Source organism: Vibrio hippocampi (genome assembly GCF_921292975.1).
GTDB lineage: Bacteria > Pseudomonadota > Gammaproteobacteria > Enterobacterales > Vibrionaceae > Vibrio > Vibrio hippocampi.
The window spans coordinates 83,359-105,241 of the sequence record NZ_CAKLCM010000003.1 but is presented as its reverse complement, the minus strand read 5'-3'; the positions used below and the strand labels follow the sequence as shown (position 1 = coordinate 105,241).

15 protein-coding genes are annotated in these 21,883 nt (G+C 44.3%); 6 read left to right on the top strand and 9 right to left on the bottom strand.

Going from position 1 to position 21,883, the window contains the following annotated elements; translation table 11 throughout:
- Positions 1 to 18 precede the first annotated feature (18 nt).
- The 3 genes from L9Q39_RS13580 to L9Q39_RS13570 form a co-directional block, all read right to left on the bottom strand.
- Positions 19 to 552 carry an MltR family transcriptional regulator gene (locus L9Q39_RS13580; protein ID WP_237485653.1) on the bottom strand — a complete coding sequence of 178 codons (534 nt, stop codon included), beginning with the start codon at positions 550 to 552 and terminating at the stop codon, positions 19 to 21.
- Between the two features lie 65 nt (positions 553 to 617).
- Positions 618 to 1,796, bottom strand: a complete 1,179-nt coding sequence (locus L9Q39_RS13575; RefSeq protein WP_237485652.1) for a mannitol-1-phosphate 5-dehydrogenase — start codon at positions 1,794 to 1,796, stop codon at positions 618 to 620.
- A gap of 110 nt (positions 1,797 to 1,906) precedes the next feature.
- Positions 1,907 to 3,799, bottom strand: coding sequence for a PTS mannitol transporter subunit IICBA (locus L9Q39_RS13570; protein WP_237485651.1), 1,893 nt, complete (start codon positions 3,797 to 3,799; stop codon positions 1,907 to 1,909).
- 597 nt (positions 3,800 to 4,396) lie between these two features.
- Between L9Q39_RS13570 and L9Q39_RS13565 the strand changes: the two genes are divergently transcribed.
- Positions 4,397 to 5,038: an HAD family hydrolase gene (locus tag L9Q39_RS13565; RefSeq protein WP_237485650.1), complete on the top strand. Its 642-nt coding sequence runs from the start codon at positions 4,397 to 4,399 to the stop codon at positions 5,036 to 5,038.
- A 54-nt stretch (positions 5,039 to 5,092) separates the two neighbouring features.
- Here the strand turns inward: L9Q39_RS13565 and L9Q39_RS13560 are convergent, their stop codons facing one another.
- Positions 5,093 to 5,893 carry a PhzF family phenazine biosynthesis protein gene (locus L9Q39_RS13560; RefSeq protein ID WP_237485649.1) on the bottom strand — a complete coding sequence of 267 codons (801 nt, stop codon included), beginning with the start codon at positions 5,891 to 5,893 and terminating at the stop codon, positions 5,093 to 5,095.
- A gap of 177 nt (positions 5,894 to 6,070) precedes the next feature.
- Here L9Q39_RS13560 and L9Q39_RS13555 point away from each other — a divergent pair, with 177 nt between their 5' ends.
- Complete coding sequence (locus tag L9Q39_RS13555) at positions 6,071 to 7,093, top strand: GGDEF domain-containing protein (RefSeq protein WP_237485648.1); 1,023 nt, start codon at positions 6,071 to 6,073, stop codon at positions 7,091 to 7,093.
- A gap of 111 nt (positions 7,094 to 7,204) precedes the next feature.
- Here L9Q39_RS13555 and L9Q39_RS13550 read toward each other — a convergent pair whose 3' ends face one another.
- Positions 7,205 to 7,777 carry an aldolase/citrate lyase/malate synthase family protein gene (locus L9Q39_RS13550; protein WP_237485647.1) on the bottom strand — a complete coding sequence of 191 codons (573 nt, stop codon included), beginning with the start codon at positions 7,775 to 7,777 and terminating at the stop codon, positions 7,205 to 7,207.
- A gap of 160 nt (positions 7,778 to 7,937) precedes the next feature.
- On the opposite strand from L9Q39_RS13550, the gene L9Q39_RS13545 reads away from it, so the two are divergent.
- Entirely contained in the window at positions 7,938 to 9,446 is a 1,509-nt protein-coding gene (locus L9Q39_RS13545) for a DUF3612 domain-containing protein (RefSeq protein WP_237485646.1), read from the top strand.
- Between the two features lie 387 nt (positions 9,447 to 9,833).
- On the opposite strand, the gene L9Q39_RS13540 is transcribed toward L9Q39_RS13545, so the two are convergent.
- Positions 9,834 to 10,313, bottom strand: coding sequence for a methylated-DNA--[protein]-cysteine S-methyltransferase (locus tag L9Q39_RS13540; RefSeq protein ID WP_237485645.1), 480 nt, complete (start codon positions 10,311 to 10,313; stop codon positions 9,834 to 9,836).
- Positions 10,313 to 11,680: a DNA-3-methyladenine glycosylase 2 family protein gene (locus L9Q39_RS13535; RefSeq protein ID WP_237485644.1), complete on the bottom strand. Its 1,368-nt coding sequence runs from the start codon at positions 11,678 to 11,680 to the stop codon at positions 10,313 to 10,315. Before L9Q39_RS13535 ends, L9Q39_RS13540 begins: the two co-directional genes overlap by 1 nt.
- Positions 11,681 to 12,080: 400 nt before the next feature.
- On the opposite strand from L9Q39_RS13535, the gene L9Q39_RS13530 reads away from it, so the two are divergent.
- Positions 12,081 to 12,485 (top strand): MaoP family protein, encoded by a 405-nt coding sequence (locus L9Q39_RS13530; protein ID WP_237485643.1) that lies wholly within the window; start codon positions 12,081 to 12,083, stop codon positions 12,483 to 12,485.
- Between the two features lie 173 nt (positions 12,486 to 12,658).
- Here L9Q39_RS13530 and L9Q39_RS13525 read toward each other — a convergent pair whose 3' ends face one another.
- Positions 12,659 to 14,437, bottom strand: coding sequence for a sodium:solute symporter family protein (locus L9Q39_RS13525; RefSeq protein WP_237485642.1), 1,779 nt, complete (start codon positions 14,435 to 14,437; stop codon positions 12,659 to 12,661).
- Between the two features lie 1,435 nt (positions 14,438 to 15,872).
- Between L9Q39_RS13525 and L9Q39_RS13520 the strand changes: the two genes are divergently transcribed.
- Together L9Q39_RS13520 and L9Q39_RS13515 are read left to right on the top strand one after the other, a co-directional pair.
- Complete coding sequence (locus L9Q39_RS13520; RefSeq protein WP_237485641.1) at positions 15,873 to 17,789, top strand: methyl-accepting chemotaxis protein; 1,917 nt, start codon at positions 15,873 to 15,875, stop codon at positions 17,787 to 17,789.
- A gap of 150 nt (positions 17,790 to 17,939) precedes the next feature.
- Positions 17,940 to 18,818, top strand: coding sequence for a DMT family transporter (locus L9Q39_RS13515; RefSeq protein WP_237485640.1), 879 nt, complete (start codon positions 17,940 to 17,942; stop codon positions 18,816 to 18,818).
- A 62-nt stretch (positions 18,819 to 18,880) separates the two neighbouring features.
- On the opposite strand, the gene L9Q39_RS13510 is transcribed toward L9Q39_RS13515, so the two are convergent.
- Positions 18,881 to 21,475 (bottom strand): polysaccharide lyase family 7 protein, encoded by a 2,595-nt coding sequence (locus L9Q39_RS13510; RefSeq protein WP_237485639.1) that lies wholly within the window; start codon positions 21,473 to 21,475, stop codon positions 18,881 to 18,883.
- Positions 21,476 to 21,883: the final 408 nt, after the last annotated feature.

The window sequence follows — 21,883 nt, the reverse complement described above, 5'->3', positions numbered from 1 at the left end:
GTGTGATAAATTAATTGATTAAAGCAGAGGATTATCGCTACAAAGTGTGGCAACAAGCTCGGTGATCGCGAGGATAATCGTCGATTTGACTCGTTGATAATGGCGCTCTAAAAACATCGCCAACATGACCTCATCCAAACCATCGATCATCGTTTCATCGTAAACAATAGGCATGCTGTTTTGAATGGCTTGAACTTTGTTTAGCTCAAATATCACATCCACCTCAGTAAAACTCACCTTATTCTCTTTGAACTTGGTCCACTCTTTGAGGGTAACAAAGACTTCTATGTCATCAAAAACACCCTTGGATATCACGCCTAATCCCAGTAAAAGCTTGGCACGAACCATGATATCCCCTAAAGGTCCGTCACTTTTTAATAGGGGATCAACCACATACTTGACAGCATGATCCTCCTTACTGAACACGCGATTGATCAATGTATCTAAGGTGTCATCGATTGCATCGTAAGCCGCTAGCAGGCACTCACTCGCATCTTTCGCATCGGATAGCGCTTCCAAAAGTTCAGTTTCATTGGGCGGGTGTAGTGGCATAGGTTCTTCTTATAATACTATTGTGTTCGGAAATGAGAGCACCGACGTTCGGTGCCCTAAATTCACTATTTCAGAGCCAAATAAGCTTGATGGGCAAGTTTAACAATTTCTGACTCTGGGTCCAATTCCGAGTAATGGGCTAAGGTTTTATCAAAACCTTGCTCTGCAAACATCGCTTGTAATTCAACCGCTTGTGGATCATCGTCATTGGTGTATAAAAACGCGGCTGCGATCCCTTTAAGTAGATGAGCATTGGGGAGATCATACTCAAGTGTACCATTAAGTGGCTTAATCAAGCGATCTTGAGGGCTAAGTTTACGAATAGGCTGTCGACCGACGCGATCCACTTCGTCTCTTAAGAATGGATTGGCAAAGCGCCCCAATATTTTTTCGATATAAGCGGCATGCGCTTCTGGCTCAAAACCATAACGACGAATCAACACTTCACCACTCTCCTGCATCGCTGCGGTCACATCCGCACGAATAGCCGTGTCTTCTATTGATTCTTTAATGGTTTCATGACCAGCCAAAACCCCAAGATAAGCGGTAATCAAATGACCTGTATTCAGGGTGAATAGTTTGCGCTCAACAAACGCCATAAGATTATCGGTACACTCCATGCCCGCAATGTCTGGAATATCACCAACGAACTGAGTTTGATCAACGATCCATTCACTGAACGTTTCTACCGTCACCGCTAGCGGGTCGGTTTCTCCTACTTCTGCCGGAGGCACAATTCGGTCAACCGCAGAGTCAACAAAACCGATATGATTATCGGCAAACGCTTTGCCCTCTGCCGACAAATGCTCATAAACCATCTGTTTCAGTTGCGATGTCCCACGGACCATGTTTTCACAAGCAATAATATTTAGGGCTTGCTTATTGCGTAGTTGATCATGGTCTAGTTGATCGCTGCCGACATTGGCCCGCTTTTCTATGCCTTGCGCAATGGCACTTGCAATGATTTTAAGTACGGTGGGACCGACGGCTGTGGTCACTAAATCAACTTGGGAAATCAGATCAATCACATCTGAACTGGTTGAGTTGATAGCGGTGACATTATTAACGGTCTCGACCAAACAATCTTCACCAACAATTTTGACTGGATAAGAGTGTCGTTCAATCAGAGCATTGACCACGGTTTCATTCACATCAGCAAAAGTGACGTGAATCCCTGCATCTGCAAGCAGCTTACCGATAAATCCACGACCAATGTTACCTGCGCCAAAGTGGAGAGCTTTCATAACACCGTTTCCTATTTTAGATTTAAACATTAAACCGACTTAGGGATCAGTGGCCAACCTCACCACTGATCCCATACACTGTCGACGATTAGACGTTATTTACCTAGACCTTATTTACCATTAAGAATGCGTAATACATCTTCAACGTTTTCGGTCGTCTTCAAGCACTCTACCGCTTCATCATCATCCAAAGCACTCGTGATTGCCGTTATCACTTGAATATGTTCATCACCTTGCGCTGCAATCCCTATTACCATCTTGGCGACGTCATCTCCACCCTCGCCCCACTGGATACCCGCGGGGAACTGACAGAATACAATCCCTGTCGATTTAACAAATTGTTTTGCTTCGATGGTACCGTGAGGAACGGCAATTGACTCACCTAAGTATGTCGATACTAACTGTTCACGCTCAAGCATACCCTGAACATATTCAGGCTCAACATTGCCCAGTTGTACCAACTTCTCACCGGCAAACTTAATCACTTCTTCTTTGCTCGACGCCGTCATACCTAAGAAGATATTGTCACTTGAAAGCTGTAGCGTACCCTCGCCAGAACTCGCTGGTGCTGCTGATGCCGCTGGAGCTCGGCTCGCGTTACTCTGCTGAGCCTCAACCAGATTCGCAACAAGCCCGTCATAGAGAGCACCATCAAGGAAGTTATTCAATGAAATATGGTGCGAGTGCGGGACATGTTTACGTGCACGATCCGTGAGGTCGCGGTGGGTTATCACAATATCCGCATCATCCGGTAGGTTATTGATAGCGATATTGGTGACAAATATATCAAGGTTTGCTGCTTCGACTTTCTTACGCAACATACTGGCACCCATGGCACTCGAACCCATACCCGCATCACAAGCCACATAGATTTTACGAACCGCGGCAAAATCCACTGAAGCACCCGCTTGACCTTTAGAGGTCGCTTTCATGCTCGCCATCTGATTTGCTGCTTTTTCAAGAGAGTCACCCTCTTCTTCTTCAGCACTTGAAGTTTTCAGCAATAGCGACGCGACAATGAATGACACCGTTGCCGATGCAATCACGGATAGAATGACCCCAACAAATGAAGCCTTAGGCGTCATAAGCAGTACAGCGAAGATTGAGCCCGGTGACGCAGGTGAAACAAGACCGGCATCAAACATCGTCAGCACAAATACCCCAGTCATACCACCTGCAATAACCGCAAGGATAAGACGTGGATTCATCAGCACATATGGGAAGTAGATTTCGTGAATACCACCGAAGAAGTGGATGATGGCTGCGCCTGGTGCAGACTGCTTAGCGTTCCCCTTGCCAAAGAACATATAAGCCAACAATAAACCTAAACCTGGACCCGGGTTCGCCTCAATCAAGAAGAAAATTGAGCGACCCATTTCTTCCGCTTGTTGGATACCAAGTGGCGAGAAGATACCGTGGTTAATGGCATTGTTTAAGAATAGGATCTTCGCTGGTTCAACAAAAATAGATGTCAGTGGTAACAAGCCAGCATTAACTAAGAAGTTAACCCCTGCTGCTAGACCTGTAGAGAGAATTTTGACTGCTGGACCAATAACGATGAAAGCAAGAATGGCACACAGCATCCCGATAATGCCGGCAGAGAAGTTGTTAACCAACATCTCAAAACCACTTTTCACTTTACCCTCTACCGAATGGTCAAACTTTTTGATGGCCAAGCCACCTAACGGACCGACAATCATCGCTCCCATGAACATTGGGATGTCGGTACCGACAATCACACCCATTGTGGTGATCGCACCAACAACAGCACCGCGCTCGCCACCGACCATTTTACCACCGGTATAACCGATCAATAGCGGAAGTAAGTAGGTAATCATTGGGCCAACCATCGATCCTAAAGTTTCATTAGGAATCCAACCCGTTGGAATAAATAAAGCCGTAATCAAACCCCAAGCAATGAATGCACCTATGTTTGGCATTACCATGTTGGAGAGGAAACGACCAAAGTTCTGCACTTTGATTTTTGCTTCAGGAGATAGCATAAGGTCTTCCTCGTTATTAGATATTTAACTGTCACTAGGACAAAATGTGTTCATCAATAAGTCCTATAAAAAGTTATCACAAGCTGGTCAAAAGTCAGCCCAACCCAAATTTATGTGAACACTGTCAACATATAAAATAGTCCAAAAACAGATATGCGAGATCTAAATCACACTTTTAGCCTGTTTATAAATTACATTTCGCTTATTTTGACAAAGAGAGCAAGTTTTAACCGATACAAGTCACATTTCGCACCCCAATACACCATAAATAATTAGTGACCAAACTCTCATTTTGAGCAAATTATGCCCAAAAATAAGCCATGCGATGGCGAAGATGGTTAACAACAAAGCAGTTTGAAACAAAACGCATAACCCGAAAGAGTAGTTTTCGTAACTTTATTACATTTATTTAATATTAACGTCGAAGGTTATGTGAGTTCGATCAATGACATGGGGAATAGCAAGCTTCATTATGCAAGCGTTAGTTCTAGGTTCTAGGTTCTAGGTTCTAGGTTCTAGGTTCTAGGTTCTAGGTTCTAGGTTCTAGGTAGATGATGATTAGAGGTTGCAGAAACACAACAACACTGAGGTACTGAGATGATTTCTACTCTTTTATTTGATATGGACGGGCTTATTTTTGATACGGAGTGGGTCTATAAATCAAGCTGGCAGTATGCGGCTAAACAGCTAGGATTCGATCTAAATGACGACTTCTATCAGGGGTTTATTGGTGTTCAAGATCCACAGTGTGAGCAAATGTTGTGTGACAAATTTGGACCCAGTTTCGATCTTGGTCAGTTTAGAGTCCTCAAAGATCAGCGCAGCGCAGAATTACACCAGCAGGGTATCGACTATAAACCGGGTTTCCATGCTTTGTTTGCTTTGGCGAAACAAAAGCACCTCAAGACAGCTTTGGTCACGTCCTCGCATCTGCCACAAGTACGCCATAACTTTGCTGGTAGTGATTATCTCGATCAGTTCGATGTGATCGTAACAGCAGAAGATGTTGAAAACGGCAAACCGAAACCCGACTGCTACCTTAAAGCGTGTCGATTACTGGGAGTGACAGCGAGTGAATGTTTGGTTTTGGAAGACTCGAATAACGGCATTCGCTCTGGATATCACGCTGGCTGCCAAACCGTTATGATTCCAGATCTATTACCGCCACAGCCTGAAGTGGCAAAAATGGCGGACTATATTGTGGATTCCTTGGAACAAGTGGGACCTCTCCTCGATTGAGTTAACGTAAAAGGCTAACCAATATCAAAGTAGACTATATTAGAGCGTCCAATATCAAAGCATCAATGTGCCTTTAATGAGCGTCACCGCTTGACCACTAATCTCCACGCTATCTTGCTTAACTAAAGCGGCGACATAGCCGCCACGTTCCGAGTCTTGATAACCGACCAAATGGTGCTTGTCTAATCTACCTGACCAAAATGGCGCCAATGCACAAAATGCCGACCCAGTCACTGGGTCTTCATCAACGCCTACCCAAGGCGCAAAGTAACGCGCAGTAAAGTCCACATCACCGCGTGACGATTTAGCCGTAACAATAATCGCTCGACCATCGGTTTGCATAAGTTGGTGAAAATTAGGCTTGAGGTGATGCAACTGTTCTTCACTCTTGAGGACAAATAAATCTTTGCCTCCTTCTATCTCTTTATGACAGATAAGATCATCCTGCCGTAGACCGAGTGCCTGCAACTTAACCGAACTGTCTTGTGTGCTAGGAATGACATCATAGCGAGGGAAAGTCATTGAGATTCGAGCGCCTTGTTTAATGACTGGCAAGGTGCCTGAAAGCGTCTGAAACTGATATTGTCCAGTCGCATCCAGCAACCCCATCTCAGACATCACCTGCACCATTGCCAAGGTTCCGTGACCACAAAGTGCAACTTCACTTTTAGGCGTAAACCAGCGTAAACGCTGATCATTCAAAGTCAGAAAGGCGGTTTCCGATAACGCCATCTCTTTTGCAATGGACAACATCAACGACGTCGCAAGGGGGTCTTCGGTAATCACCACGCCGGCAGGATTACCTCGAAAGGGTTCATTGGTGAAAGCGTTCACTTGGAAAACATCTAGCTGCATAACGACTCCTTATTTCCCGTTAACTATCGCTAACTTGCAAATACATTTCGATCGCAACATAAATTATAGGTTGATGTTTAAATAAACCCCAGATATAAAAGAAGATTCGAACTTAGTCAGGAGAGCACTCTCCAAAATACGACAAAGAATTGTTGGCGAATATGGATAAGATTAACAATGAAGGATCATGATTTTAAGAAGTCGACAGCAAATCTAAAGAAAGCCGTACCGCTAATGGTGAAACACCATGTTCCCACTACTCCCGAAAACTACGCACTGTGGTACACCTACGTCTCGGAAATCGTGCCAGAGCTCAATAAAGAGATCGACCTACTACTGAAAAATTATGAGGCCATGCCGGTGGTAAGCGGTGAAGTTCTCTATCGCAATCATATCGCTGGTAAAGCGGAAGTAGATCTGGGCAACCTGAAGCAAAATATGGAAGCGATGGCAGTTGAACTTTCCAACTCCATGACTGACGCAATATCGGATACCTCGCACTTTGCCGAGGTTTTAACGACTAGCTTTGATTCTATCTCAACCAAACTGGAACAAGAAAAAACGCCGACACTCGATGAAGTCATGCCCATGATTCGCGAGTTAGTCGATGAAGCCCGAGACATTCGAGACTCCACCGACTTTTTACACGATCAGTTAAAAAGCGCGGGCGATGAGATCACTAAATTGAAAAAGCAACTTGCTCGCGTTCAGTGTGATGCCATGTTTGACAGCATGACCAAACTCTACAATCGAGGCACCTTTGACAAAGATCTATCGCTGTTTTGCGATGCTCAACAACCGTTAAGTCTAATATTGCTCGATATCGACCACTTCAAAAGCTTCAATGATGACTTAGGGCATGTGTTTGGAGACACCATACTCAAAGGCATCGCCGCTCGGTTGCTACAAAGCTGTCAAGGCGGCATCACTGCTTATCGTTTCGGAGGGGAAGAGTTTGCTCTCATTGTGCCCAATAAGCCGTTAAGGGTGGCGAGACAGATGGCAGAATCACTGCGTTTAGCTATTGAAAAAATGACCATTAAAGACCGCAGAAGGGGCAAAACGGTAGGCAATATTACCGCTTCATTTGGTGTCGCCGAATTGGCACCAGAAGACGATAGCATTCGCCTCTCTGAAAGAGCAGACAAGCAATTGTATAGTGCAAAACGTGCGGGTAGAAACCGCGTCATGCCTTACTAACCCATTCGCAACCACGCAAGATTCAGCACTCTACCGTTAAACCACAAACCCGAAAGCAAAGTACATTGGCTTTCGGGTTTGTGGTTTGTGGTTTGAGTAACAACTAAAAAGTTAGAGATCGAAACAAAAGCCTAGTTTGTAATCATCACCATTTTTGGCGGTATATTCTTTATCTTCATTGGACGCGGTAGCTCGCCCACATTGATCCCCTTTCACTAAGCTTACCCAATGTCTAATGCCACTCGCATGGTCACCATCTCTTTCGCCAAAGGTGGTACAACACTCAAGCAACACATCCTCAATATTCACTTGCTCTAGATGACCCGTGCCTGGTCTGCAACCAATCATCACCTCAACGTGTGTACCACTCGCGTCTCTCAACACAATGGAACAGGGGTGACATTTATCTCCGGTATAGGCAACAAAGTGTTTAGCATGCTGTAATCCCGAATGTTGACCGTCCTTGAAATAAGCTTGGACATGTTGATAATCTATTTCATAGCTCACCACATCTTGATGAGAACCTTTTTCTAATGGGAATAGGCGGTCCAGCAACTGCTTAGTTCTCAGCTGTTTTTCACCATTCACTTGTGACTGAGTCGCTTCGACAGCAAAGACCGCTTGGGCAATAAAGCTCAGTTGGTGATGGTCATTTTCAATCTTATTTTGTGTCAGCATATTCATCATCATTCCCCTATACGGTGTTGCAATCGCTACGAAATTATTCCTTGTCACTATCCCTTGTCACTGGCTATTTCCATTCTGTGACTCTGGTTAATTTGTATACTAGCTCGTTTTTTACTACAATTTCACAACAAAAATTTTACAGTGTGAATTTTACAAAATGACCGTATCGAAAAGCCTGATCCGTCAATCTCACTTTCTAGGCACTAAGGTGAGGAATTTACGCAAGCGTAACCACCTGACAATGGAAGACCTGTCAACACGTTGCGTGCGCATCAACCCTGAGTGCGCGCCATCGGTCTCCTACCTGTCGATGATTGAAAGAGGCAAACGGGTACCCAGTGTGGATATGCTGGAGGTCATTGCTGAAGTGTTCCAAAAACAACCTTCCTGGTTTCTAGATAACGAGCCAGAACCAGACGACATTACGCCTCTGAAAGGCAATCGAGGTGGAATAAGCGGGATGGCATTGGAGCCTAGCTTCCTGTTCTCCAATGATATTTTACAGATAGCAATACCTGAGATGTTATCGCAAACTGGCATTACTGGACGACAATTTGCTCACCTTTTGATTCGTGCTCACCAAGAAAGCCTGCAAAACCATTTCCCTGATTTGGAACGCGCCGCTGAAGAGATAGGTCACAAAAGATTAAACCTCTCCGTTGACGATCTGATCGACTTTGCCAGCCAACTTGGACTCAGTGTGCAATGGGTGAGTCGCACTCCCAAAGATGTTGTGGACGAATTAGGTATTAATGCGAAACAACTCGTGACCTCCTTCTTTGAACCCCCTAGTACCATCTATCTCAACGAGATCCTTAAAGCGTATCCAACCCGCCTCAAGTACGACTTAGCGGTCTATATTGGTCATCGTGTATTGCACAGCGCGGAAGGTTTGAAAAGCGTACTCAGTGTCGGGCATAACAATAACTGGGAAGACTTAGGCGCAAGCAACAGCTCAGCCCTCAATTCACAAGATATTTTAATGGCGTGGCGTGATTTTGAATCAAGCTTTTTCGCAGGCGCTTTGCTCTGCCCTAAAGTACCCTTTCGACAACTGCTTGATCGCTGCGGCTATGAAATTGATGCTCACCAACGGGCAGGGGTTTCTCCATCGGTAGCCATGCGTAGGATGACCGTCGTATCACCTTATCCACATTGGCACTACTTCGACGCCTATGGTCCGGGAAAATTAAAAGCTGTATATCGTGGTAATGGCATACCGCTACCTTGGGGTAACATGCGTATGGTTAACGATCCTTGCCAGCATTGGGCGGTATTTCGACGTCTTTCTGAACCACAACTTGGCACATCAGCGCAAATTTCAATACTCGATGTCGGTGGAGATCCACGAATTTACTGCTGTGAATCCATCAATATGACCGACCCTGCGGGTAACAACCGCGTTCTGTGTGCAGGCATTGATCTTAATCCCGCCATTGATGCACAAGGGGGACAAGCGCTGGATATTGCTCAAGAGTTGAAAGCACTTTGTGTTCAGCAAGGAGGCAGTGCGGCTATTCCTAGTTCGATTCGTAGTAACTTGCGAACCATTGCGAAGATATTAAACATTAACTGGATCGAGCGAGGAATTGAATCTGACGCTAGATTAATCTGCGAGCGCGGCGCGACCTGCCCGAGAGTACCTTGTTGTCATAAAAAAAGTTGACACCAAATGAGTGATCAGCACGACAGAGGCAACTAGCGATAAAAAAGCAAAAAAAAACCAGCCACAAAACAGGGTGACTGGTTATATACAATTGTGAACAATAAAGGGTTCACTAACAACGTCAGTTGGCTAGGTGACCCTCGGCTTAATAAGGGTCACTATAACTAATGCACCTATCGTGCCAACTTGTCATACCTGTGTTTTATAAACTTTTCACGTCTATTTGTTTGAAATATGCGCAATATGGCACCTAGCTATCAATAACTTTTGCAAAATATGGAGCATTATGCGAAAACCGCTTTTGCATAATGCAATCAGCGCTAGTAAATTCCAATTTTATCCGATCTGATTTCATATCATGCGACAGTATAATAATGCGGTACACGCTTACTTAATATCGATGTTTTCAAGTTTTAATAACTGCTTTTTGACCTCAATGCCTCCAGCATAACCCGTCAACGAACCGTTGGCGCCGATGACGCGATGACAAGGCACGACAATAGATATCGGGTTCTTTCCATTGGCGGCTCCCACGGCTCTGACCGCTTTAGGATTACCAATACGGTTGGCGAGTTGCTGGTAGCTTAACGATTCTCCAAACTCAATCTCGGTCAATGCCTGCCAAACTTGCTGCTGAAATGCCGTTCCCGTTGCTGCTAAAGGAAGATCAAATTGAGTGAGTTGACCTGCGAAATACGCCTGTAACTGCTGCTTTGCAAGCCGTAACACTTCATGTTGCTGGTTGTGCTCACCCAACTCGCTTGGCATGGTGGTGTGATTTTCAAACCAAATTCCAGTAAGACCGATATCGGTGGTCTGTATGGTGACAGTCCCCAAAGGGCTCTCCATTGTGGTGTAGTACTTCATTAATAATGACTCCAACAGTGTAAAGTGGCATAACTGCCCCAAGGTGAAAAATTTGCCTGAGCGTTTGTTAAGTGCTGCGTGAGATACTTTTTAACCACAAGATCACCATCAAGAAAGACATCCGGATCATGTCCAGCACGCATACGCACATAATTGACCGTCCATGGACCAATACCCTTAATATTCAGCCAGTCCTCAATATCTAATGACTCAGATTGACACATGTATTGAGCAAACCTCTTAAGCGTTTGTTTGCGCTGTTCGGGCATCCGCAAGAAGCTGAGATCCGCATTTGCTAACAGATCAGGAGGTGGAAAAACGAGCTGTTGTGACAAAGAATAGTTGAGGGTTTGGCAAAGTAGATTTAATTGACCGATCGCCGCTTTCACAGATACTTGCTGACCTAGAATCGCTCGAACCCCTGCCTCCCAAACAGACCACACACCGGGCACTCGAATTCCTGGGATACGCACAATCTTTTTGTCTTGAGCCACTAAATGCGCCTCGATATGCTGCGTATCCGCATTGATATCAAACAAGGACTTAATTTTATCGATCAGAGAATACAACTTTGTGGCATCATCGAGTTTAAATTCTACCTTTATACTCTTGTTTTTAAGCCTATTTTTGCTGATTCGGAACCAAGCCAAGTCACCTTCTAGATCGACAAAGCGTTGATAACTTTCACTATCCACAGACTCAACGCCTTCAATCGCTCTAAGTTGATAGAAATTGAGTAACCATTCCCAAGCAAAGTCTCCGCGATAACTGAGATAAAGCACATTTTGTCGCGGCTGCACAGATAACTGTTTTCGTACCTGAGTCGGTGTCAAATGAAGATATTTCTTAAACGCATCATTAAAGCGCCTTACGCTATTAAAACCACAAGCATAGGCCACCTCTCCAATCGCAAGGTGACTGTCGTGTAGCAGTTGTTTCGCGAACATTAATTGATGATACTGGCTATACATCTTTGGCGACATACCGAGATGAGTTTGGAACAGTTGTCTAAAGTAACGACTCGATATACCCAGCCTCTGACACAAATCTTCGATGTTTCCTTGATTCAATGCTCCCGCCTCTACCAATGCACGCCCACGCTGAAAACTGGTTTCTGTACCTTTCCAAGCCCAAGACTCGGGCGCGCTATCCGGTCGGCATCGCAAACAGGGTCTATAACCCGCTTGAATAGCGGCTGGCGCGTGGTCAAAGTACTCAACATTGTCTTCTTTTGGTAGCTTTGCAGGACAGATTGGGCGACAGAATATGCCCGTTGTTTTGACAGCAACGAAAAACGCTCCGTCAAAGCGTGCATCTCTTGATAAACGTGCGGTCCGATATTGTTGTAAATCCTGCGCCACTCTCATCTGTGTCGAATCCTATTGAACACCGTATAAAAACTTACCCAAAGTGTACCTTATATTAAAGTGACTCGTAGCCATTTTCGGAACTCAATCAGCGCCACAAAAACTTCACGGTTCAGTCATGAATATTTAAAGCTATCCGGTAAAAGTATCAGCAAACAAACTGGTTGGTCTTATCTCTTTTAATCACTGCACCTGTCGTTCAAGCGACCACCGATACCGTGGGTAACTCGATAAAACTGGTGCTCTGACCATCCGTTATTTAACTAATCAATACGACTTACTAGCCGCGTAAATCAACAGTTAGAAAAATTCACAGCACTGGCTATAATTTTTTTGGTTATGGTTTGTCCGGTCATAATTGGCAAAGTCCAATGGTTATCGTTATTGAATTGAGGGTGCTATGTCTAATTTCTCTAATACAGACTTTCGGCTAGGAAAAAAGCCGTTTTATGACAATAAAAAATTTCGCCGTGGGTTTGCAAAATCCGGTGATTTCACCATTGCTGAAGAGGATATCCTGATCCGTTATGGTGATACGTTAAGCTTACTTGAATCGGGCGAGCTACGACCCGAAACCGAATTAGAACAACAGTTCTTACAGGTACTCGCTCTGGAAAAAGCGCCAGAGAGTAAGATAGAAAAGGCATGGATGAAATATGTTCACCTTGCACGGGATAGAAAGAAGTTTCATACCCTAAACAGCAAGAAGTCCATTGCTGACAGTGAAAGTGATGATGGCTATTCTGATGCTTCAGATGTCAACGATGACATCATCGATAGTGATGACGATGGTGGCGACGATTAATCTACGATAGATTGATTCATGATAAAAAGGACAAGAATGACGAGCTAACAGCGACCGCTGCTCGTTTAGAGGTAGGTTAAACTCACCTTGTTATGATTCCAGCAATAAACCAAAAAAAAGCGGCTGATAATCAGCCGCTTATGGATTAATTAAGACTTATCGTCCTATTAGCTTTATGCTGTCGCTTCATCATCAGAAGCATTTTCAACAGTCTCATCAACGGCTTTAACAAGCAACAGACCTACACCCATTACGATTGCACCACACAAGATGAACACTAGACGACCCCATAGTGGGTTTGGTAGTAGGAACATAGCCATTACACCGACACCCGCGACTGCGATTAGTGAACCAAGCATACGACGCTGTTTGTTGTCCAGTTTCTTCTGAGCTGTAGACTCTGCCACTAGTGGCGTGTCTAGGTTTTCGAAGAACTTGTCTACGTCTTGCTGACGCTCGTCAGATAGAGGCTTGTAGAACAGAGTCGATAGGCAGAAGAAGCCAGCTGTAAAGATTAGGTGACCGATTAGACCGATAGCCACTTTAAGATCTGACCACTCACGACCCGTTAGAGGCTCTAGGTTAAACCAGCCTTGTACCATTTCTGCATTGATAACAAAACCAACGAAGTAAGAAACGATACCACCCATTACTAGCGTACCCCAACCAGCCCAGTCTGGCGTCTTCTTGATGAAGAAACCACAGAATGCAGGGATAGTCATTGGGAAGCCGATTAGGGCACCAACGTACATCATGGTATCGAACAGGCTCAGACCTTTTAGCGAGTTGATGAACAACGCGACTAGGATGATTGCGATACCGAAGAAAGTAGACGTTAGCTTAGAAACAAGTACTAGCTCTTTTTCAGACGCCTGTGGACGTAGAATCGGCTCGTAGAAGTTCTTAACGAAGATACCAGAGTTACGGTTTAGACCTGAGTCCATAGAAGACATAGTTGCAGCAAACATTGCAGCAATCAGTAGACCAACCATACCTGCAGGCATGTACTCTTGAACGAAGTATAGGTAAGCAAAGTCACCCGCTTTAGAACCCGCATCTGGGTACTGAGCGGCTAGGTCTACACCTTGACCTGCGATAAACCAAGATGGCATGAACCAAATTAGTGGACCCATAGTCATAAGGATACAAGCTAGAAGTGCTGCTTTTTTCGCGTTCTTAGAGTCTTTCGCCGCTAGGTAACGGTAAGAGTTAAGCATGTTGTTGGTGATGCTGAACTGCTTGAAGAAGATAAAGAATGCCCAGATACCAAAGATGCTTAGGTAGTTTAGGTTGTTACCTGAAACGAATGATGCACCTTCTTGTACAGGGAAGTTGTTCACGATCTCGCCAACACCGCCGCCTTGAATAATAGCAACAACAGCACAAGTCACGGTAACCGACATGATGATAACCATCTGCATGAAGTCAGATGCGATAACCGCCCAAGAGCCGCCAGTTACAGACATTACTAGAACAACAAGACCAGTTAGGATAATTGTTGTCGTCATGTCAAAGCCGAAGATACCCGATGCGATGATCGCTAGACCATTTAGCCAGATACCTGCTGAGATAACACTGTTTGGCATACCAGACCAAGTAAATACTTGCTCATTGAACTTACCAAAGCGCATACGAATTGCTTCAATTACCGTAACAACACGAAGTTGGCGGAATTTTGGCGCAAAGTATAGGTAGTTCATTAAGTAGCCAAAAGCGTTTGCTAAGAAGATAACTGCTACCGCAAAACCATCCGCATAAGCTTTACCTGCTGCACCGGTAAAGGTCCAAGCAGAAAACTGGGTCATAAACGCTGTTGCGCCTACCATCCACCAAAGCATGCTACCGCCGCCTCGGAAATAATCACTAGTTGTACTAGTGAATGTTCTGAACATCCAACCTATTGCAATCAAGAATAGGAAGTAGATACCTACAATAAAAACATTGAGATCCATCGTGAAAACCTTCTGATGAGTTATTCGATTGGGTGTGACTATAACAGCCACAAATGCATTTTGTACTACAATATAATAAATGCGTGACCTCGATCATGATTAGAGGTCTATCTATTGTATGACATTTTAGCTGCCTCATATTTTAAACATTATTTCACAAAAAATCATTACAAAATGTGATGTTTTGGGGGAATTTGAGGCGAATTGAGCAGCAAATGCACTATAACCGTGCAGGTAACTCAATAAAATAATTACTAAATGTTTAAAGAGTTAAATGAATTTAACGCTAATATTGTAGGACTAGTTGAACAAAAAAAACCCTCATACCACCTGTAATAGTATGAGGGTAAACGACATTAGGAGATCCATAATCTTAGCTGAGTGACGTCAACTTAGACTGTGGGGGTGTGAGAGGTGTACTAGAAGCACCGTCTCTTATTATTTATCAAGGTAGGTTTTACATCATTCTTCTCGCTTGGGGTCAAGAAGAACAATTTGGTTATGCCAAATCGCATAAATTTGCGCCTTAGCTGAATTCTAAAAATCACCTTATGCAATAGCATGATGTTGGGGTGTCACACCAGACGATTGACAATAGAGATCAAATAAGCACTCAGTGTCATATGCAACTCACTATTAAATGTAAACTGCACACAACCCCCGTCATACAAGGGTTTAGACCATTACTATAATGGAATAAGGCTCTATTTGAACGGCATTAATCTTAATGTATTACAAATAAAATTAATGCGACTCAGATCAATTTTTTGACACAATTTTATACATCACTTATATCGGTGTTTTTATGTTTATCAATATAATTGGTTGTAATTTAAAGAGTTTATGTGATTTCCTACAACTTTTAGCTGAATTGTCTTACGGAGATATCCCCTATATGATTCAAATCTCGGGATATGCCTGATCTATCTGCTTACCGTTATTGTATGACTTAACTGCGATCACAGTGACGTTTCGGTCGTTATGGGTGCTTCTCTCGTCAGTTTAATCATTGGTATGCTCGAAATCAGCGAGGTGCTTTCTACTGTTTTTGGTTCACTGCCAAGCTAGCAACGAAGAGAGAAGAAGAACTTTTAGGTGTAACTCTTTAATTCATCAGTCATTATTGGATCTTTACCCCATTTTCTGACAGAAAAGTAGTACAAGCCACTAAAGATCACCACCCATCAGTCGAAATAGAAGGCAACCATCGATTAAATTAAAAGCGATGCTGGCGATTCAACGTCCCGAGTGGATAAAAATATTGAACGATACTGATGTTAATCAGTTGACCGTCAAAAAGCATTTGGTCGATCTAGAGAGCGTATGAACAATCCTCTCTCTAACTCGCTAAATCAATAATAAAAATAAATTGAGCTGAGATACAACGAGGCTCACTTCGATCAGATTAAATGAGATACGGAGTATTAACACTGCTATGAACGTAATGAAATTGGGCTTTAAGTCTAAACTAATACTTGCTACCACAATTACCACCGCTGTTTCGCTAATCGCGACCAGCGTGCTGTCGTATAATTCGTTGCAAGACCAAGTTAACCAACGCATCCTTGGTAACATTGATGCCTCCCTATCTCGCGAAGTGACTCAACTAGAGGATCAGGTACAGCGAACCATTGACGCGGTTAATGCCGTTGCTGATGAACTAAAATCGGGAAAAGTCGACCATGTGCCTCAAGAAACGTTGATGCATATTGCTTATCAGGTTGGTGGTGTCGATAAAATGTTCGTCGGCTATGATGACGGCTCTTCTTATACTTCGCGCCCTTCTGAATCTTTCCCTAACGGTGTTGGCATCAAGAGCAAGTACGACCCTCGAACTCGTCCTTGGTATTCTGGTTCAAAGCGTCAGTCTGGTCTGTCACTCAGTGACCTTTTCTTCACAAAGAGTGACCAAACTCCAATGATCGGTGTGACCTACAACTTAGGTAACGGCGTTATCATGGCGGACATTCGTTTCAATAAGGTAAGGGAAGAGCTCGAAGGCTTGAACTACATCAGTGAAGCAAAAGCGTTTGTGATTGATGAAAAAGGCATGGTGGTTGCGTCGACTCTTGAAGGTGTCAATGCGCAAACTAACGTTCAAGACTCTATTCTTGCAAACCAAGTAAACCAGTTTGTTGCAAATCCAGGTCAGTTCTCAGAGAGCAATATCAATGGCGTTGACTCGCTAGTGGTGACAAAGCCTATCGAACTGGGCAAGCAAACGACATGGCAAATGGTTGTGGCAGTAAACAAAGACATCGCGCTGTCTGATCTCACCGCTGCAAGCCAAAAAGCCATCTTTACTATCCTTTTAGCGATTCTAGTTTCTATCGCTGCAGTGATTCTGATTCTAAATAAACTTTATCAGCCAATTCAGTCTCTAAAAGCGATCGTGAACGACCTTGCTCGTGGTAATGGTGACCTAACCCAGCGTTTAGAAGTGAAAAGCACCGATGACCTAGGTCAGATTGCGCTCAGCATCAACCAATTCATTGATGGTCTACAGGTGATGTTGCGCGATGTCCGTGCAGCGACGACTGAGTTGGGCAGCAAGACTCGAATCATCGAAGAAGGCTCTAAGCATACACACCACACGTTGGAAACGCACACCAACGAAACCACTCAGATCGTGACTGCGATTGATGAGCTATCAAACTCTTCTGTGGTGGTTGAGCAACACTCTGGTTCCGCTGCAGAAGCTGCAAACAAAGCGTCTGATTACAGTGATGAAACCAAACAGATCAACAGCGTTACTCAGCAGCATATCGTTGACCTAGAGCAACAAATTGCCAGCACATCGGAAGATATCGCTGAAATGGCAGACGAAACGCAAAGCATTCAGTCTATCGTTAATGTGATCGGTAGCATTGCAGAGCAGACTAACCTACTGGCACTGAACGCGTCGATTGAGGCAGCACGTGCAGGTGAACATGGTCGTGGTTTCGCGGTCGTTGCCGATGAAGTTCGTGCCCTTGCGAATCGTACTCAAGTCAGTACCTCTGAAATCGAAAATGCACTCACGAAACTTCAAGATAAGTCTGAGCGTCTGGTTTCTTCTATCGAACATACCAAACGCAACTGTAACGATACTCGTGAGCAAGTCGACCAAGCGGTAACGATGCTAGAAACACTGGATCAACAGATTGAGACTATCAGCGGCTTCAATGCTGAGATCTCGACCTCTTCAAGTGAGCAAAATACCGTTATTCAGAGCGTGAATGAGAACATTCACCGTATCAATGACTTGGTGATGGCTTTGAACGAACTGAGTGACAAGCAAGTCACTGAATCTGCGGACATCATGCTGCTTAACGAGCGTGTTGAAGGTCTAATTGGCCGCTTCAAAGTGTAACTCACAGATTGTCTAAATACGGGCCCTGAGGTGACTACCTCGGGGCTTTTTTTTGGTTGTTTTTTATCTATACCCAAGCCAAACTCAAACTTATGGTGTATGATTCGCCACCGTTCTATTTTGTATGACATAAGCCCACAACGAACCCCCATGAATAAAGTGACCCATCAAGCCATACTGCTATTGGTATTGGCCAATCTACTTGCGTCTTTTTCTGATGTTTCTCTAAAAGTACTCAACGGTGAAGTGCCGACATTCCAATACGTGTTTATTCGTCAGCTAATGAGTGTGTTGATCTTAATGCCTCTGTGGTTAAGACTGCCAAAACAGAAACGCTTTGAAGGGTGTGGCAAAATCGCCTTTTTGCGTGCGCAGTTCATCTTAGTCGGTAGTGCTTGTGCCATGGTCGCAATCACTCACCTGACACTCGCGACCGCTAACGCCATGTTTTACGTTGGTCCATTAATGATGTTGCCGCTTTCTATGGTTTTACTGGCTGAGCGTCCAACAAAGCAGAAAGCGATAGCGACTCTGATTGGCTTCTGCGGCGTGCTGATTGTTCTAAGACCGGACCAATTTCACTGGGCTATGATCGTTGCATTGGGGAGTGCTCTGGGTCTTGCTATGGGTAACATTCTGGTGAAGAAGCTGCCTTCCGATCACCACATTGTTTCAACCCTGTTCTGGACATCAGTCATGACCCTGCCGGTTTCTCTCGTTCTTGCCCTCAGAGAGTGGACCGATATTAATACCGTTCAGTTAGGGTGGATTTTGGCGATCAACCTGTTTGTTCTTGGATACCATGCTCTGGTCGTGTTGGCTTACAACAAAGCACCCGCGAACCAAATTGCGCTTGCTGAATACTCTGGTTTAGTCTTTGTCACGCTATTTGGTGTGATGTGGTTTGATGAAATCCCAGACCTATTGACCTTGATGGGTATTGCCTTAATTGTCGTGCCTATGATGCCTATTCGTTGGCACAAGCTAATAAGACGCAAGCCTACCCCAGCACAAACTCTTGCTGAGTAGTCGACCAGAGAGATAAAAAAAATTGCAGCCGATTGGCTGCAATTTTAGTTTTACCCGTTGGGTTATTTATGTTCGATATTCACCGTTGAGAAACTCACATCGAAGCGCTCGCCGGCATTATCGCTGTCAGGTTTAAATTGAGGATAGATACCCGCCTTGAAGTAGTAAGCGATGTCATTACCCGCCCAATCTTCTGACATGGTAACTGAATCGCCATCCTTATCTTGGAACGCGACACCCCAATTGATCTGCTTTTCAACCGCACCCGATTCGTCTTCTGTCGCCAGATAGATGCCATCTTCGTCAACTTGAATCACATACTGCCAATCCACATCTGCCGCATACGTGCCAAGCTCGATACTGAATGACCACTCATCACAGTTATTAACCGGGTTATCGTCGTCACACTTCTCATTGTCAGTAAAAAAGCCCTGATTCATAATGACACGTACTGGCTTGTTTTCACCTTCCCACAGCACTTTAACCAAAGCTTGCGAGATCTCCCAGCCATGAACCTGACCGACAACCACTTTAGGATCTTGACCGCTAATACTCGGGTATTCTTCAATACGCAACACTGAGGTCAATTTGTGAGTCTGTGTATTTGTAGCACTGTCATCAATAAACCAACTCGTCATTCGGTCATCGTTGCTGGTGCTACAGGTATCCAACGCTTGCGCATTGAACAGTTCACGCAACTCTGAACGAATGTAACTTGAGTTACTCGTTGATGTTCCGTAGCCCATATCAGTTCTGAAGTGCATACGACCATCAATCACATTGAAGAATGAAATATCGGTTTCGTACTCTTTATAAACCAGATCGGCATCGTCGCTTAAGACATCTTTACTGTCATCATCACAAAACGCAGGGACGACTTCCGCAGCAGAAGTGCCGCCATCACCATACCAATCATCTTTACTTGCTGGGATAGTGATCTTCCACTCATCGATATCCCAACCCGTGGTTGGCTCTGGATCGGGCTCTTCACTATTTTCTGATACGGTTAATTTAGAGAAGCGAGCTTCTGACCAATAATCCGCACCATTAACATCGTACTGGTTATAAACTCCGGCTTTAAAGTAGCTCAGTAGATCACCCCAATAGCTGATATCGTAGTCAACTTTTTCTTCACCCTCGACCGTAATGACTAAACGGCTATTGCCAACGGAAATATCAATATCCGTCATCGCGTCTAAATTCGCTTCACCAAGGCTAATTCGCTCATAAGAGTCGTTACAATCGGCGCTACCGTAATCGTCACTATCGGAGCTACAGTCTAGCGCATTGGTTTTGATGACTGCCCAGTAATGACCGTCAAGGTCGTCACGAGTCTCTTCATAGGTAACACGCAGCAATGGATGAGGGATATAGTCATCACCGCTATTATTGTGAACCTGCAAGAATGTCACTTCGTCGCCATCAACACTCACAGCAATCGCTTCATCAATATCAATCGGCTGGAAGCTCGCACTCATGGTATAGCCAACATCAGTCACGTCGAAGTTATTTTCTACACGCAATTCCGAGCGATTACTATCACCACGCATAGTGAAGACCATTTCTTCAGAGCCATCGTAAGCGTAGAAATAGTCGTCATAGTATTCATCATCAGCAATGGTGCTATTTTTAACTTCAAGCTTATCGCCATCGCTTAATGTCGGGTCCCAACGTTGCAATTTAGATTGGTCAATAACACTAGAGAATGCAGATAGCGAATAGGGAGCAACCACATCACCGTCGCCCGGCTCTTCTGGGTCAGTGACTTCTCCGTCACCAAAATCATTACCTGAGATCTGAACACCGTCTGAGCTACCATCAACGATGGCGGCAAACTCGTCCTCAGTGTCCGTCGTATTCGTCGCGAAGTTAGTAAAGGTGTTGTCCGTTACACTAGCCGCACAACTTTTACCATCAAACTGACCAACCCATACACCCGCGACGTCTGAAGAGGTTTGTTCCAAACTAAAATTGTTATTGTCAAACAGAGAGTCGTCCGCACGAGTACTGCCACAGTTCAAATAGATAATGCTATTCGCTGCATTCACCGTCTGCTTGTTGGTAAAGGAGCTATCAATGACTTTGACTAAACCACGCGAATAGATCCAAGCCGTAGGGTTACCCGTTAACTCGTCAAAACCGCTACCATCGAAACTGAGGTTCTCAAGAGTCACGTAAGTATCACCCGTGCCCACTTTACCGATATTGATGATAGAGCGTGAAGCACTTTCACTGCCACATGATTGACCATCACTGCTCTCTTCCATTTCAATATCTTCAAAATGAAGATTTGAGAGAGTAATGCCCCCGTGACCATCTGCCGAATCAGGAACGTCAAAACAGACATTGCCAGAAATCACGGCTTTTCCATCGCTAGACGAACTTGCCGCTGTCGCACTGCCAGTAAGGGTTATAGACTTATCAAGCGTAAACGTAACCGGTTCAGTCGAACTAAAATCACCAGAAAGCGTGATCGTATCGCCATCAGTGGCAGCTTCTAGCTCAGCCTGTAACTCTTCAACCGATTCCGCGTTACCATCAATCACGATTTCGGAGTCATCACCGCCGCCGCTACTTCCACCATCGCTGCTTCCGCCACAGCCGTAAACAAATAGACACGCCAGTGAAATCGCACCAGCTAAATATTTTTTCTTCATTGAAAACACTCTTTCCTATGTTTCTTATACAAACACTATCATCATACAATATCATCCTACTCTCAATTGCTAAATGTTTTCATTATCAGAAGTGGACATTGAGCATGTTATTAACCAAAGTATATGAATTTAATCACTTATTTAATTACTAGATAAAGTGTATGGGCGTTAAAACCTCGCGAAAAGCCACGCTTTTTGTATTATTTATCCATTTATCATAACCAACAAAGACCAACCCTCCTTGAGCCCCAAGCAGCATGATAGTTAGCGTTCAAGGTGTATCTTCTGTGCTGACTTCGAGAGTGATGCCATCGCGTATCGTTCTATGAGATAGCTGTATGAGATAGCTGTATGAAATAGTTCTATAAGATAGCTAGTGACGTGAGTTGTCTCGGAAGTTCGTTCTCG